This window comes from Halobiforma lacisalsi AJ5, from assembly GCF_000226975.2.
GTDB classification, from domain to species: domain Archaea; phylum Halobacteriota; class Halobacteria; order Halobacteriales; family Natrialbaceae; genus Natronobacterium; species Natronobacterium lacisalsi.
Genome location: NZ_CP019285.1, coordinates 2,946,852 through 2,963,139, shown reverse-complemented (window position 1 = coordinate 2,963,139; position 16,288 = coordinate 2,946,852). Strand labels below are relative to the sequence as shown.

At 51.8% G+C, this 16,288-nt stretch carries 13 protein-coding genes; 9 read left to right on the top strand and 4 right to left on the bottom strand.

What is annotated here, in order from left to right:
* Window positions 1-271 precede the first annotated feature (271 nt).
* Complete coding sequence (locus tag CHINAEXTREME_RS14415; RefSeq protein ID WP_007143871.1) at window positions 272-1,258, top strand: GDP-mannose 4,6-dehydratase; 987 nt, start codon at window positions 272-274, stop codon at window positions 1,256-1,258.
* Window positions 1,259-1,388: 130 nt separating this feature from the next.
* On the opposite strand, the gene CHINAEXTREME_RS14410 is transcribed toward CHINAEXTREME_RS14415, so the two are convergent.
* The 4 genes from CHINAEXTREME_RS14410 to CHINAEXTREME_RS14395 form a co-directional block, all read right to left on the bottom strand.
* Window positions 1,389-1,691 carry a UPF0175 family protein gene (locus CHINAEXTREME_RS14410; RefSeq protein WP_007143872.1) on the bottom strand — a complete coding sequence of 101 codons (303 nt, stop codon included), beginning with the start codon at window positions 1,689-1,691 and terminating at the stop codon, window positions 1,389-1,391.
* A 61-nt stretch (window positions 1,692-1,752) separates the two neighbouring features.
* Window positions 1,753-2,250, bottom strand: coding sequence for a type II toxin-antitoxin system VapC family toxin (locus tag CHINAEXTREME_RS21520; protein WP_076738747.1), 498 nt, complete (start codon window positions 2,248-2,250; stop codon window positions 1,753-1,755).
* On the bottom strand, window positions 2,247-2,531 hold the full coding sequence (locus tag CHINAEXTREME_RS14400) for a ribbon-helix-helix protein, CopG family (RefSeq protein ID WP_007143874.1): 285 nt from the start codon (window positions 2,529-2,531) through the stop codon (window positions 2,247-2,249). Before CHINAEXTREME_RS14400 ends, CHINAEXTREME_RS21520 begins: the two co-directional genes overlap by 4 nt.
* A 128-nt stretch (window positions 2,532-2,659) precedes the next feature.
* Window positions 2,660-3,493 (bottom strand): type IV toxin-antitoxin system AbiEi family antitoxin domain-containing protein, encoded by an 834-nt coding sequence (locus CHINAEXTREME_RS14395; RefSeq protein ID WP_007143875.1) that lies wholly within the window; start codon window positions 3,491-3,493, stop codon window positions 2,660-2,662.
* A gap of 236 nt (window positions 3,494-3,729) precedes the next feature.
* On the opposite strand from CHINAEXTREME_RS14395, the gene CHINAEXTREME_RS14390 reads away from it, so the two are divergent.
* The 8 genes from CHINAEXTREME_RS14390 (at window position 3,730) to CHINAEXTREME_RS14350 (ending at window position 15,803) form a co-directional block, all read left to right on the top strand.
* On the top strand, window positions 3,730-5,190 hold the full coding sequence (locus CHINAEXTREME_RS14390; RefSeq protein WP_007143876.1) for a sugar transferase: 1,461 nt from the start codon (window positions 3,730-3,732) through the stop codon (window positions 5,188-5,190).
* Window positions 5,191-5,581: 391 nt separating this feature from the next.
* On the top strand, window positions 5,582-6,778 hold the full coding sequence (locus CHINAEXTREME_RS14380) for a glycosyltransferase family 4 protein (protein WP_010546833.1): 1,197 nt from the start codon (window positions 5,582-5,584) through the stop codon (window positions 6,776-6,778).
* An 80-nt stretch (window positions 6,779-6,858) separates the two neighbouring features.
* Complete coding sequence (gene wecB / locus CHINAEXTREME_RS14375) at window positions 6,859-7,947, top strand: non-hydrolyzing UDP-N-acetylglucosamine 2-epimerase (protein ID WP_007143878.1); 1,089 nt, start codon at window positions 6,859-6,861, stop codon at window positions 7,945-7,947.
* A gap of 9 nt (window positions 7,948-7,956) precedes the next feature.
* A complete protein-coding gene (locus CHINAEXTREME_RS14370; RefSeq protein WP_007143879.1) occupies window positions 7,957-9,219 on the top strand; it encodes a nucleotide sugar dehydrogenase in 1,263 nt (420 codons plus the stop codon).
* Window positions 9,220-9,232: 13 nt separating this feature from the next.
* Window positions 9,233-10,999, top strand: a complete 1,767-nt coding sequence (locus tag CHINAEXTREME_RS14365; RefSeq protein WP_076738746.1) for a heparinase II/III family protein — start codon at window positions 9,233-9,235, stop codon at window positions 10,997-10,999.
* Between the two features lie 90 nt (window positions 11,000-11,089).
* On the top strand, window positions 11,090-13,216 hold the full coding sequence (locus CHINAEXTREME_RS14360) for a bi-domain-containing oxidoreductase (protein WP_007143881.1): 2,127 nt from the start codon (window positions 11,090-11,092) through the stop codon (window positions 13,214-13,216).
* Between the two features lie 254 nt (window positions 13,217-13,470).
* The gene (locus CHINAEXTREME_RS14355; protein WP_238593292.1) at window positions 13,471-14,634 is read left to right on the top strand and encodes a phenylacetate--CoA ligase family protein; all 1,164 of its coding nucleotides are present in this window, start codon (window positions 13,471-13,473) and stop codon (window positions 14,632-14,634) included.
* A gap of 41 nt (window positions 14,635-14,675) precedes the next feature.
* On the top strand, window positions 14,676-15,803 hold the full coding sequence (locus CHINAEXTREME_RS14350) for a glycosyltransferase family 4 protein (RefSeq protein WP_076738745.1): 1,128 nt from the start codon (window positions 14,676-14,678) through the stop codon (window positions 15,801-15,803).
* The last annotated feature ends 485 nt before the right edge of the window (window positions 15,804-16,288 follow it).

Sequence of the window (16,288 nt, the reverse complement as noted above, 5' to 3'; positions counted from 1 at the left end):
AGGATAGGAGTAACAGCCGCTTGGCACGGCTAGACAGCCACCGACCACGACGACTGGGTTAGACGCGAACTCCCGTGAAGTGGCGGCGTCCGTGGTTGCAAACCTGAAACTCCCACCGCTCGGGATTCCTCCGCGTTCACGCGGAGGAGGATGTCAAACTGCCGACGATTGATTAGTGCCCTTGATCGGTGAAACAACCGTGAACTCTTGGGATGCAGTCACCGAGTCCGAGCCACGTTATTTTTGACGGTGGCTAGCAGAGATGACAGCAATGCAGATTCTCGTCACTGGCGGTGCCGGCTTCATCGGCGGCCACCTCGCCGAACACTTCGCCGGCGAGGGGCACGACGTGGTCGTGCTCGACAACTTCGAACCGTACTACGACCTCGGGATCAAAGACCGGAACGTCGAGGCGGCACGGAACGCTGCCGAGGCAGCCGGGGGCTCGTACGAGTTGGTCGACGGCTCGATCACCGACGAGGAACAGGTCGACGACCTGGTTGCCGGGGCGGACGTCGTCTATCACCAGGCCGCCCAGGCGGGCGTCCGCAAGAGCGTCGAACAACCGGAGAAGGTCAACGAGTACAACGTCGACGGCACGATGACGCTGCTCGAGGCGGCTCGGCGGCACGATGTTGAGCGCGTCGTGCTCGCGTCCTCGTCGTCGGTCTACGGCAAGCCCGAGTACCTGCCGTACGACGAGGACCACCCCACGACGCCCGTCTCGCCGTACGGCGTCTCGAAGCTGGCGTCTGAACAGTACGCTCGAGTGTACAACGAGGTCTACGGACTGCCGACCGTCGCGCTACGATACTTCACCGTATACGGCCCGCGGATGCGGCCGAACATGGCGATGACGAACTTCGTCTCGCGATGTCTGCACGGCGAGCCGCCGGTCATCTACGGCGACGGGACGCAGACGCGGGACTTCACCTACGTCGACGACGTCAAGCGGGTCAACGCACAGCTTCTGGAGGACGACAGTGCCGACGGCGAGATCCTGAACGTCGGCTCGACCGACAACATCGACATCCAGACGCTCGCCGAAGTCGTTCGGGACGAGATCGATCCGTCGCTCGAGCTCGAGTACACCGATCCGCGAGAGGGCGACGCCGAACACACTCACGCCGACATCTCGAAGGCCAACGAGCTCCTGGGATACGAACCCGCGGTCGATATCCGCCAGGGGGTCTCGACGTTCATCGACTGGTATCGGGCAAATCAGGAGTGGTACGATCCGCTCGTGCGAAACTCCTGATCGGTAGATCCTCGTCGAACTGCTCGAGCGATTTCTCCCCGCTCCGTCGCCTCTCGTTCGCATCTGTACTGAGGGTCGTATTTATCGGAGATTCTCCGGCGACGTACACTTCATCTTCCGTTCGTGGATGTCATAACTCTCGAGCGCGATCTGCATCGCCCTCGAGATCATCGGGCGAGAGCTGGGTGGTGAGATTTCGATCGCGGGCAATCTCGAGCCACTCCGCAATACCAACGCCCGCGATTCGAGCCGCCTGGTTCGCCGAGACGTCGCCCGACTGGTACCGTTCGATCGCTCGTCGAACGCGAAGTTCGGTCAACTCCTCTCGAAGCGCCTTCCGAATGACCGTACTCTTGTCCTCGTCAAGCAGTTCGGCGACGTCGATCAACGCTTCCTCGTCTTCGTCGGGAATACGGGCGCTAATCGATGGCACGTTTACAAGCGGTATAGGAGAATGCCCCGGGGCTTGACCCCGAGGCGATTCACAGACGGAATCACCGCTGAAGTGGTGGATGGACAGCTACATCGAACATCTCAAGGTCAGAATCAAACGTCATAATGTGTTCAAACCCGCGACGTTCCATCTGTACTCCGATTGTGAAGTCCGTGAACGAGGCAGCGTTGTCATCCCAATCCCTGAATCTCTCTCGGACGTGTTCGAACGTTTCTGCACCAAGAGATACAATATCGAAAAACTCACTCGTTTCGATTGCTGAAAGAAATGAAGTCACACAGGTCATATCCGCTCGTTTCTTGAGTCGAGTTGCAGCCTCATCGATGATATGTTCGTTGACAACGAATCGACGATACGGTAGTTGTTCCTCGCGAACAAATGTCAGAAAGGCGTACGCGATATCATGAAACTCTTCATCAGGATTGTACAATGCGTATAAAAACTTCGGACCAAGAACACACGTTCGCGGAACGGATCCATCATTGCTATCGAAATGACCGGGGGTGATCGTCCCAATAGCTGTTTCGACCCCGGTCATTCATCTGGCTCCTGAAGCGTCACATTTTCAGTATCACTTTTCCATGCTTCGACAAGATCGTCTTCATCACGAAGTGTTGTCCGATTATGATCGGACGACCGTTCTCGAAGGTTATCGACGGAGCGGAACAGGTCGTCCGTGGTATCAACTTGCTCCTGTTGTTCAATCCACGTTGCTGTGGCTTCTCTTAGTGCTTCTCGTATCGATAAATCACGTTGTTCTGCGATCTGGCGGAGCCGTTCATATTCATCATCAGGGACCTCAGTCTGGATATGAGTCATTCTATCTCATGAGTTAATTTGTGGCCATGGATGAAAAATCTTTCATGGCCATCGTCGGCCTGTGTGTGGAGTTGACCGAAACGGAGTATCGCTTGAGTCTGCGGGCCGGCCCGACGCAAGCGTTCCAATCATGAGAGGTCGTCCGGAAGGAACGATTCGGAGGTGACGTTTAGGCGGAGCTGGTACTTGCTATCACGGGTGCCCTTCGCTTCTCTCGTTGGATCGAGCAGTGGATAGCCAGTCGTGAAACTCTCGACGAGGTCCCAGTACTCCGGAAGCTCGATGTCCAACTGATCCGCGAGGTACACGATTCGTTTCGTTGCGGCACCATTCCCAACCCGCCGTAGGTACTCAACGACTCGTTCCCACGAACATCGTGTTTCAACAGCATTCTGTATTGCTTTCGCAACCTCGCCGATTCCGCCACAGAACTCCGGGTGGTCGGCACAATCGACCAGCGTCTTCTCGATGCTCGAAATATCCACCTGGTTCGACCCGACTGCAGTCGGTTGATAGCCGAAGAGTTTCTGCTCAGTGACCGACACCGGTCGATACGTCAGCCCGTGTATTTCGCGCTCTTTCGCGCGCTCTGTCGTTACGATGTACACCGTGCGGGACATCTGCTTCGTGAGTCCGTGGTGATTCAGCGCGCTCCAGTACCCGATGTACATCGGCTCCACGAGTGCGGATGCGATCACGAACTCGTGTTCGGTATACACGCCGTTCTCCCCCGCAGCGAGCGGCAGGATGAGATACTTCCCGTGCACGATCCGCTCCAGCCATCCTTTCTCCTTGAGCGCGTACGCCATGTCCTTGGCAGACTTCCGCGGGATGTCGAGAACGTTCGCGATGTCACTGATAGAGATGATCTGTCGGCTCTCGTTTGCGAGCCGTGACAGTGTCTGTGACTCACGTGTCGACAGGCTTTTTCGTTGAGTTTCTTCGTTGTTTGTTGGCTCCATAGCCGCTCAGGCTACATAGATTCTAAATCAGGTCAGAAACTTTTTATTTTGGTTGAGGATGCGATGCCGTGCGTGCGCAAAGTTGAATCTCGAGAGTTCCAACCGTCCGTTTCAGCGACGTTGAGCATCATACACGCCGAATTGTACCGTTCGGGCCACAGTTCATCTTTCGTTCTTGCATTCTCTCGATATAATATGAAATATATTATGCCGCTCGTGGGTGTGTCATCGCACGAATGTTTACGGGCTGGCGGTACCGGGTAGTGAGTGCCCTCGGCGTCGTCACGTTGACCGTCGGGGCGGTACTCGCCGCGAACCACGAGCTCTCGCAGTCCCTGTTTACGACGTACGTCCCCGTGTTCAACCGTCTCGAGCTGACCGTGCTATCCGGCGAGGGGCTCTACTGGGCGATCGCGTTGAGCGTGCTCGCGGTCGCCGGGGCGCTGGTGCCCCTCTACAAGCCCCAGCCCCGACGGGTACTCGACACCGTCTTTCTGGCGCAACAGCGGGTCCTGGTGGCCGCGTTCGCGCTCGCGACGCTTGGCTATTTCAACTACTCGTATCGGCTCCCGCGGGCGACGCTGGTGATGACGTTCGGCCTGCTGTCGGTGGCGATTCCGGGCTGGTTCGTCTGGATCCGGCGTCGGCCGACCGACGGGTCGGAGCGCGTGCTCGTCGTTGGAGACGATCTGGAACAGATCGAGGAGATCACGCCGTCGATCGACGCGCCCGTGCTGGGGTATCTCTGTCCCTCCGTCGTTGGCGTTCGCGACGAACTGGCGTCGCTCGAGCCGGCTGCGGACGGTGGTGTGGCTGTGGACTCGGCGGCTGAGAGTACGGGCGTCGGGCGTCCACATCTCGAGTCGCTGGACCGGATCGGCGGGCTGTCGCGGCTGGAAGATGCCTTGCTCGAGTTCGACGTCGACACCGTCGTGCTGGCGTTTCGCCACGCCGACCGCGCGGAGTTCTTCGGGGCCCTGGACGTCTGTCACGAGCACGGCGTCGACGCGAAGGTCCACCGGGAGTACGCAGACAGCGTACTGGTGTCGGAGGGTGCAGTTGGGGAGCTAGTCGACGTCGACGTCGAGCCGTGGGATCCGCTGGACCACCTGGGGAAACGGCTGTTCGACGTCGTGTTCGCGGGGGTCGGCATGGTGGCGTTCGCGCCGCTGATGGGCGTGATTGCGGTTGCGATCACGGTCGATAGTCCGGGCCCCGTGCTCTACAGTCAGGATCGGACTGCAGGGTTCGGTGAGACGTTTCCGGTGTATAAATTTCGGACGATGATTCCAGAGGGTGAGTCGGCGACGCCGTCTGATGACGAGGAAAACGATCGGATCACGCGCGTCGGGTGTGTGTTGCGCCGGACGCATTTGGACGAGCTGCCGCAGTTGTGGTCTATTTTTGTCGGGGATATGAGCGTCGTCGGGCCGCGAGCTGCGTGGACCGAAGAGGAAGTCCTGTTGGAGGCCGACGCGCCCGCCTGGCGGAAACGGTGGTTCGTGAAACCCGGGTTGACCGGATTGGCGCAGATTAACGACGTTACTAGTACTGCGCCCCGGGAGAAGTTGCGCTACGACCTCGAGTACATTCGGCGACAGTCGTTCTGGTTCGATCTGAAGATCGTGGTCAGGCAGATCTGGGGTGTACTCGAGGACATATGGAAAACGCTTCGGCTGTCACAGAGGGATGAATGATGATCGTCAGTATATGAGTACGAACTCGCACCAGACGTTTCCCCAGAGGAATTTGAGGCCGCAGTAGTCGAGGCGGAATCGCGGAACTTATTTGATCTTCCTGGTCTGTACGACTATTGGTTCCTGAGTGGTATCAAAGGTGCACGTGTCGATCAGTATACAGCGGTCTGGCAATATGAAAGCCGAGAAGCATGGGAAGCACTATGGGGGCCAGTCAGTAACCCAAAAGCAAAAAAAGAGTACCCGGAGCCATGGCTTGAGTGGGAGGACGAACTACTCGAACCGTTACTCGCAGAGGATCCAGACGAGATTCGATTTACCTCATATCAGTCTCTTCAAACCTCAGAATAACAATACCGAAGTAGTCTGGATCTGGTTACGTATATACGGAATGACTGACGACTCGATTCTCGTCGTGACTCAGTACTTTCCGCCCGAAACGGGCGCTTCTCAGACTCGGTGGGACGAATTGACCAGACGGTGGTCAGACGAGGCGTCGGTGACGGTCCTGACGTCTGCACCGGATTACCCAGAGGGAGAGATCTACGATGGCTATGACAATGATTGGCTGCACCACGAAAAACGAGGTGACGTTGATGTCTATTACACCAAGACGATCACGTCCTCCAGTGGGAATTTAATCCGACGTAGCCTGAAGTTTGTCTGGTTCATGCTTCTCTCGATAGTTGTCGGCCTACGGTATACTTCGCCAACAGTTGTGGTTGCAACGTCTCCACAACCACTTACGGGGGTATCAGCATGGATTATTGCCCGTGTCAAACGAGCTACGTTCGTCTTCGAGGTTCGTGACCTGTGGCCCGAGTCGATTCTGGCCGTCAGTGACTTCGATAATGAGATTATCATTTGGACGTTGGAACGCACGGTTGAGTTCTTGTACCGCCGATCCGATCGCCTTGTCGTGGTGTCGCGGGCGTTCATCGACCCGATCGTTGAGACCGGAGTAGACCGATCGAAAATTGCATACCATCCGAACGGAATCGATCTCGATTTCTACCAGACTGAAGAAAGGGATTCTCAGGTAGTCGACGAACTTGATGATGAATTTACGATCTCGTACGTCGGTACGATCGGACGAGCCCACGGACTATCGGTCGTTCTAGAGGCAGCCCCACAACTGGAGAACGTTCAGTTCGTGATCGTTGGCGACGGTGCTGAACGTGAGGAACTCGAGTCCCAGGCTCGAAACCTCGAGAACGTCGTGTTCACGGGACGCCGACCGAAGGAGGAAGTTCCGGCGATACTAGAGCATTCGGACGTTGCACTTGTCCACTTGAAGCCTCGCGAGGTCTTCGAGACCGTAATCCCCTCAAAATTGTTGGAGTCGATGGCAGCAAGCCTTCCCGTAATCTTGGGTGTCCATGGTGAGGCCGAACGCATTCTCACAGAGGGGGAAGCTGGGATTGTTATGGAACCTGGCAACGCTGAGGAATTGACTGCAGCAGCGGAACAGCTCAGGGACAATCCCGCTGTAAGGGAAGAATTCGCTGCTTCGGGACGAGACTACGTCGTCAAACACTTCGACTGGGACACAATTGCGGAAGAGTATCTGGCAACGGTTGACCGTTGACTCTAGAAGACCTGGCCGTAATGAATACCAATTTTTAAGTCCAATCAACGGATCCAGTGACACGACGAAAGCTCAGAGATATGTCATCTGATCTTAGCTTCATACTGGGTACGAGACCAGAGATCATTAAGCTCTCTCCGGTCATTCGCGCCTGCCAACAACGGGACGTACCGTTCTCGCTTATCCATACTGGACAGCACTACTCCGACGAACTCGATTCGGTGTTTTTTGAACAGCTGGAGTTACCAGCACCGGAGTACAATCTATCGGTCGGGTCGGGAAGCCAGGGAAAGCAGACTGGGGAAATGATTGTGGAGATTGAATCTGTCCTGGAAGAAGAGCAACCTGACGTCGTGCTAGTGCAAGGCGATACTAACTCAGTGCTAGCGGGAACAATTGCGGCTACGAAAATAGAGGGAATCGAAGTTGGTCACGTTGAGGCTGGTCTCCGAAGCTTTGACCGAGAAATGCCTGAGGAAATCAACCGACGGTTGGCTGACCACTCCGCTGATTACCTGTTCCCACCGACAGAGACTTCCCGACAACAGCTTCTTTCTGAAGGTTTACCCGACGACTGGATTACTGTTACCGGAAACACGATCGTCGATGCTGTAATGCAAAATGCCGAAATAGCCCATGAACAGAGCTGTGTGCTATCGGAATTAGGGGTCGAAGAAGAGTTTGGATTATTGACGGCCCACAGGGCCGAAAACGTCGACAACCGAGATAGATTTATTTCGCTGCTTGAGGGGGTAGCGAAGGCAGCTCGGGAGCAGGAACTTCCGGTTGTGTATCCGATACACCCCCGGGCAAAGAAGCGGATCGCAGAGTTTGACATTGATGTACCGGAAGCGATCCGAATCATGGAGCCACAGGACTTCCTCGATTTCCTCGTATTGGAAGACGAAGCGACGATCGTCTTTACTGACTCTGGCGGAGTGCAAGAAGAAACTTGTATCCTACAGACGCCCTGTGTGACGCTCCGAGACAACACTGAGCGGCCAGAGACTGTCGAGGTTGATGCGAACCGAATCGTCGGCGTTGAACCCGACGACATAGCTGAGGGTACTCGGGAGATGATCACAGTAGAATCCGAGTGGGAGAACCCCTTCGGGGACGGAACGTCGGCTGAACAAATTCTTGACGCGCTCGAATACGACCGAGAGTAATCGAAACACATGACAGACAACGGTCCAACCATATGTGTCCATGGCCTCGGGTATGTCGGGTTGCCAACGGCGGCGATGTTTGCGAACTCCGGCTACGAGGTCGCCGGGTTCGACGCCGATCCAGATCACCGACAGAAGCTCGAGTACAAGCAATTCTCGTTCGAGGAACCAGACCTCGAACGTTTTGTCAGCCGCGCACTCGATGACGGTCTATCGATAGTTGGTGATCCAGAGCCGGCGGATTTCCACGTGGTTTGCGTGCCGACACCCTACGATCGGGACCTCGATCGAACCGATCTTTCGTATGTCGAGGCAGCGGGAGAGGCGGTCGCAGAGTTGCTGCAACCGGGGGACGCGGTGGTTCTCTCTTCGACGGTCCCACCTGGGACGACAGCAGGTCGACTTCGAGAAGTCATCGAACGTTCGGGGTTATCGGCATCTGAGGATGTTTTGCTAGGATACAGTCCAGAGACTGTGTTACCTGGGAATACGCTGACAGAGCTCCGTGGGAATGATCGGCTAATTGGTACTGTCGGTGGTCGGTCTCCGGATCGGCTCGTCGCGCTGTATGACTCCTTCGTTTCGGGAGATATCCGAACGACAAATGCTACTACTGCGGAGTTTGTCAAGCTCATCCAGAACGCTTATCGGGATGTCAATATCGCGTTTGCAAATGAAGTAGCAAAGCTATCCCACGAATTCGGAATCGATTCGCGAGAATCGATCGCGCTCGCGAACGAACACCCGCGTGTAGACATTCTTCATCCTGGTCCCGGCGTCGGGGGACACTGTATCCCGATTGATCCATTGTTCTTGACACACGGCAACGACGTCCCGATGTTGATCGAGACTGCCCGAACAGTAAACGACGGGATGGTCGGGTTCATTGAACAGTTGCTGGAAGCAGCGCTCGGTGAACTGGAAGGGACGACGGTGACGCTACTTGGTGTCGCTTATAAAGGTGGCGTGTCGGATATTCGAGAAACCCCGTCACTCGTGATCGCCGAACAGTTGCGTGAGAAGGGGGTCGACGACGTTCGGTTGACGGATCCGTACGTCGACGGCAACGATGTCGAGTACGAGCTATTCTCGATCAAGGGGGGTCTGGATGGGGCCGATGCTGCCGTACTCGTGACGGATCATCCTGACTATGGTGCGCTCTCTCCAGAGGCTTTCGCAAGTCGAATGCAGGGAAAGGTGATGATAGATACTCGCGCTATGTTGGATCGGGATCGATGGGAAAGGACCGGATTCGACGTGTATCAGGTATAGGGTCGAGTAGACGATGACAGATTACTTAACGCTCCTCGGGACTGCACTCAATAAACAGCCGAGACAGTTGTTTGGAATCATAACTCGTACTGCCAAGTCGTCAGTGTTGTCACGCTTGCCGATAGATGTCGACGCTCGGTACGAAACTCGGATTCCCAAGGATTTCACGCCCCGTACTGAGCCGATTCGTCAAAATACCGTTCGTCTCCAGGAGAGCACCGCTGAGAAGCGAGATGAGTACGCGAGGGAGGCAGAAGTAGCTATCGGCGGGGAAATCACGTTCCTCAACGAAACGGTATCGTTTGAGGGTGGGAAAGCCGTGTCAGTAGATGCGCCGAGAGTGCTAGAGCAGTCGCTTCACTGGAAGCTCAAGTGCTGGGGGTTCGAGCATCTCGAGCCGGTTTGGTTGTCGTCTCACGATCCTTCAAAGATTTCTGACGACGATATTGCAGTCCATCGGGCGTGGCTCGATGACTGGATAGGCGACCATCCGATCGCCACCGACACCCGGTATTTAAGACGATACTGGATGCCTCACTCGGTCTGTCTCCGCATCCTAAATTGGGCGCGGTACGATTCCTTGTTCGCAGAGCATCTCGACAAAGAATTTCGCAAGGAAATCCGGCGATTCGTTTACAAGAACGCAGTCTTCCTCTCGGACAACGTTGAACACGGAGTGGGAGGGAACCATCTCGTTGAGAATGCCGTTGCGCTCGTTGTAGCCGGAGTGTACGCCGACGAGCCGACCTTGTGGAAGCAGGGGCGTCGGATCTTCGAACGGGCTGCCGAGACCCAGTTCTTCAAAGACGGTGGGCATATCGAACGAAGTCCGATGTATCACCTTATCGTTTGCCAGCGGTTCCTAACGGCAGTGGATCTGCTGGAGTCAATTGGCGACGGATCCGAGAAAATTCGGAGTGCCGCAAACGACGGAATTGAGTTCCTAGAACGGCTTCAGCCGCCGGATGATCGGATACCTCTTTTCAACGATTCCGTGTTCGGGGAGGCACTTCCCCTTTCGTCGTGTCTTGCATATGCGAAAAGTGTTGGAATTGAGGCCAGTTTGGATCACAATAAGCAGACGCACGAGAAATCACTCCCAGAATCAGGATTTTACTGGTTCGGAAATGACGACACTCGCCTGCTCGTCGCTGCGCATGAGATAACGGTTCCACATCTTCCTGGGCATGCTCACGTTCATCCCGGACAGGTCTGTCTGTGGGTGGACGGCAAGCGGGTATTAACGGACACGGGTGTGTTCGAATACGCGGCCGGTCCCCGTAGACAACGTGCTCGAAGCGTTCGGAGTCATAACACGGTCCAGGTCGGCGACACAGAGCCAGTTCGACTAGCATCTTCGTTCTGGTTGTTGGGAAGTTTCGGTCCGGAAGTAGAGTATCAGAAGAATAACCGCCTACGAATGGCTTACGAAATTGGCGGTATCGGTCGACCGAGGTATGAACATGAACGGCAGATTGAATCAGAATCGGATCGATGGCGTATTACTGATCAGATCAACTCCGAGGAGGGACCGGTTGTAAGTCGTTTTCACGTTCACCCCGAGTGTGAAACCTATTTTGACCAAAATAACGAATGTGTTACTATAGAAGATGCTAACGGAACACCGATAGTGGAAGTAGAGATATTCGATTACGCCGAAGTCGACATCGATACAGCTCCGTACTATCCGGAATATGGTGAGGCACAGTCTAGACCGGTGATTGTAGTGTCTCGAGAGACCCCGGGAACATATGGAGTTCATCTTTCGGAACTGGACTGATGATCTCGACCGGACTCGAATTACGGTTTTCAATTGGTACGATATACAAATGATAACACAAAAACCACAGAAGACGAAAGAGGTGATATAATGCGGCAACTCCAGCAGAACTTTGACAGCGGCGAGTTGGAACTTGTCGAGGTTCCAGACCCGCGTGTCTCCTCGAACGGAGTTCTTGTCGACACTCGGTATTCACTTGTTAGTGCCGGAACCGAGCAGATGCTGATCGATCTGGCAAAAAAGAGTCTCTTAGGAAAAGCCAAAGAACGTCCAGACCTCGTGAAACAGGCTATTGAAAAGGCTAGAAGAGATGGACTTCAGGCCACGTATCGATCGGTGAAATCCCGCCTTGACAAGCCCCTTCCTCTCGGTTACAGTTGCTCCGGGCGGGTGATCAACGTCGGCGACGATGTGACGGGTCTCTCGGTCGGAGATCGCGTCGCCTGCGGTGGTGCTGAATACGCGACTCACGCAGAGGTCAACCACGTCCCGGAGAACCTCTGTGTCCAGGTCCCCGACTCGGTTGAGCTCCGAGATGCGGCCTTCACGACGGTTGGAGCGATCGCGCTGCAGGGGATTCGCCGGCTCGACCCGACGCCGGGTGAGAAGATCGCGGTGATCGGGCTCGGTCTGGTCGGTCGACTCACAACACAGCTATTGTCCGCCTATGGTCATCCTGTGTTTGGAATCGATATCGATCCGTCGAAGGTCGAGGAAGCGACGGAACTCACAACAGGGGCCGTAATCGGAGTTGACGATGTGGAACAGGTGGCGGAAGCGTTCAGTGGTGGTCCAGGTGTCGACGGCGTGATCATCGCGGCGGCAACGGATTCGGCTCAGCCAGTAGAGATGGCCGGCGATATCGTCCGAGAGAGGGGACGGGTTTCTGTCGTCGGTGACGTGGGGATGGACATTCCAAGAGAGCAGTATTACGAGAAGGAACTGGATTTCCGCGTCTCTCGCTCGTACGGCCCCGGCCGGTATGACCGGGAGTACGAGGAGAAAGGACACGAGTATCCGATCGGACACGTCCGGTGGACGGAAAACCGAAATATGGCAGAGTTCGTCCGGCTCCTTGAGGAAGGTAGGGTCAATCTCGATAATCTTGTCTCCCACACTTTCCCGTTCAACGACGCACTGGAAGCGTACGACCTGATACTAGACGGTGGTGATTATACTGGTATCGTGCTAAAATACGAGTCACGGCATAGGAAACAGAATCGACGGCTCGATCTCGAATCAGTTTCAAAGCGCCCCATGAGTGGGCAGCTATCGGTCGGGATGATTGGAGCCGGGAACTTTGCGACCAGTACATTGTTACCAACAATCTCGAAGATCGATGATTTGAGCATCACGGCAGTTGCTTCAGCGACGGGGATAAGTGGAAAGACAGTCGGAGAGAAGTACGATGCCGAGTACGTCACAACAGACTATGAGGAAATCATCGAAGACGAGTCAATCGATCTCGTAGTAGTTGCGACGCGGCACAATCTTCACGCGGAAATCGCCGTCAAAGCGCTTGAAGCAGGGAAAGATGTTCACGTCGAGAAACCCCCAGCACTGGATCGGGAAGAGTTGCAAGCGGTCGTCGACGCAGAGCAAGCATCCTGTGGGCGGCTTATGGTTGGCTATAACCGACGGTTTTCTGAACCAGCGAGAAAAATCAAAGATCAGCTTTCGAGTCGGAGTGCACCCTTCATGGCACAATACCGTATCAATGCTGGGCCTGTTCCATCTGATCACTGGACGATCGATCCCGAAGAGGGAGGCGGCCGTATCGTCGGAGAAGTATGTCACTTCGTGGATCTTCTTCAATTCTTTTCGGGATCTGATCCTGAGCGAGTGTATGCTGTCGGGCCAAACATTCCTAATGATTCGCCAACCCCGCAGAACGTACAATCGATCATCAAGTTCCAGGACGGTTCAACTGGAACGATCACGTATACAACATTGGGCAAGGAATCAGAAGGAAAAGAGTCTATTGAGATATTTCATCAGGGAGAGACATTTAGAATTAATGACTTCAAGACTGGTCGTCTCGGGTTAGGTCAATCAAAAGGATTTGAAACCGAATTTCAAAAGTTTGCTGATGCGATTCAAAATGGATTATCGGCACCTATTCCGATACGAGATATCGTTGAATCTTCGCTCTTGACGTTCGCGATCCAGGATTCGATGATGACCGACACACCGACGGAAATTGATCGAGAATTATAAGAGACGTTGGAATAATATTAAATAATATAATATAATATAATATGACACTCAATCATATTCGGACACTCTATCGTCGTACCCCAGAGATCTTTCGAAAGCCAATTGAATATATACCTATTAAGTATCGTCTCGGAGGGAGTAATTTTTCTGATACATATTCGTTCTTGGATCAGTCAGAAATGTGGTCTCATGAACAATTAAATGCATATCAACGAGAGCAACTCCAAGATCTACTTCAACATGCAGTAGAGAACGTGCCCTATTACCATAATATCGAATTATCTCATGATGATCCCTTTCTAAATCTCAAAGAATTTCCGATTGTAGACAAAGACTTACTCAGGGAAAATAAATATGAATTTAAGTCCGAATCACTTAATCCGAAAAGCACGCATAACGTAACTACAGGAGGTACCTCAGGTAAACCCTTTTCATTTCTTTTGGATGATTCCGCATACGGCGCCGAATGGGCGTTCATTATGCATGGATGGCGACGAGTAGGATACTCTCCTGGAGACCAGATGATCACTTTCAAAGGAAACAATTATGAAAACACCGATAGAGAAAAATATTGGGAATATAATCCAATATATAATACTTATGAGTTTTCCCCTTTCCATTTGAATTCAAACACCATAGATCACTATATACAAAAAATCCAAAATATAAATCCTGACTACATTCATGGATATCCCTCTGCAATCACTAAGTTCGCAAAATTATCTCAAGATAATTCAAAACACCTGCCAAATATTACTGCTGTCTTGGCAGCATCTGAAAATGTCTATCAAACACAGCGCGAGATAATTGAAGATACGTTCAATACAAGATTGTTTTCGCACTATGGACAATCTGAGAAAGTCGCACTTGCCGCAGAATGTGAGTACTCAAATGACTACCACTTTTATCCACAGTATGGGGTTACAGAAATTTTGGATGATGATGGACAAGAGGTCTCGATCGGAGAACGAGGAGAAATCGTTGCTACAGGATTCTTGAATAAGTCAATGCCATTCATTCGATATCGAACAGGGGACTATGCAATCAAAGGATCAGTTGGAGACTGCCCTTGCGGACGTGAGTATCGAACCGTGGAATCCCTCCAAGGACGAGAGGAGAAAGAAAGAACTATCTTCATTGACGAATCAAACGAGGTGCCAATACATACTATCTATTATACAATGCATGGAAGTACTCTTGATGGAGTGAGCTCGATCCAGTTCTATCAGGAAAATCCTGGCGAAATCACCATTAGGATTGAACCACACAGTGATTCAACTGCCGTAGATCCTGATGAAATTATTGATGATTTACAAGGAAAGCTTGGCGAGGATTTCAATATTGAAATAAATTTCGTGGAAAGTATAGATTTAACTGAGTCAGGAAAGAAGAAACTTCTAATTCAAGAATATGAGTGATACCAATGGATATTTAGCTATTTAGTAGACAACCATATCATATGAATATAGCAGTCAACGGACTACCATTCAATAGGGGGGGAGGTACAACCTATTTAAAAAATGTACTTCCTCGACTGGCAGAGACAGATGACCAATATTACATTTTTGTTTCTAGTAACCAGTCAGATATCCCTGAAATAGATGAAGGTAATATAGAATATATAGAAATAAAATTTCCAGTGAATTTTATTCTACTACGCCTACTATATGAGCAGTTGCTTTTTCCCTTACATTTACAAAAATATAATATTGATATTTTATATTCACCCACAGATATTACAACACTGATATCACCATGTCCAACCATTATTGCATTCCGAAATCCGAATCCATATGCAGTAGATCGGTCACGAAGTCTAAAGCTTCAGTTGAGGCATCTCGTACACCGTAGTCTCGCTAAATTATCTGCTCGTCGATCATCTAAAGTAATCTTTGTATCTGAATATTTCCAGAACCTCGTACAATCATCTATTGACATTGATTCTGAAAAGTGTACCTTAATATACCACGGTATTGATGTAGATATGTTTTCTGAGCCTATTGTGCCACAAGATGACAAGGTGAAAAACATAGCTAATAAAGAACCTGGGTATATATTATGTGTATCGACGATATATCCTCATAAAAACTACGAAGCCCTAATTAACGGCTTTGCCAAACTTCCGACGGATCTGCAAAAAAAACACCCACTTGTTATTGCTGGAGGCACACCAAAACCGTCATATTTCAATTCATTAATGGATTTGGTTCAGGAACATGGTATTGGGGATGATATCGTCTTTTTAGGTCGCATAGATTACCAAGCTATACCATATCTGTTTTCTCATGCTACTGTCTCAGTATTACCTTCAAAACTAGAGACCTTTGGACATCCATTAGTGGAATCAATGGCTGCGGAAACCCCGGTAATAGCTTCAAGAACAAGTGCTATTCCTGAGATCGTTGACGACGCAGCACTTCTATTTGATCCAGATGATCCAACAGATCTCATGAAAAGTCTTGAGAAAATACTCACAAGTGAAGAACTACAAGAACAGTTAGCTAAAGATGGAAAACATCGGGCACGGGACTTTTCCTGGGAAAAAACAGTTAAAGACACCCATAAACTATTCCAATCAGTTGTATAGATCATTATTGAATATACTATCCAATTCAATAGACTGAGTAGCGAAGTTAACTTAATTGATGATCCCAGACCAGCTCAGCGACAACGATACAGTGGATTTAGAACATTGAATGTTTTTACGAATGGTTTGAACTAGATCCATGAGTTGGTAACAGCGAACGCGATTCGCAGATGGCAATACCGACGGTAGGTTCGTTGATGAAACCACTAACGAGATCAAGGGCGAATGGTCTTGACTGTATGGTACTACACATTCTCAAATGAATATCGACCAGATTCATAATTCATGGGAAAAGTAGGGCGAACGTTCAAACTCCAACGGAAAACCTGTTGAGAGGTCCAGAACTAAACAGTGCCTGAATTCGACGTTAAGCAAGTTACGACAATATCGTCGACTCAATCCAGATGTAGAATGCTATCTCAGAACCCAAACAATAATAGGTTACCAGGCAGATAGCAGTATTTGAAGAGTTCAATACCCAATAG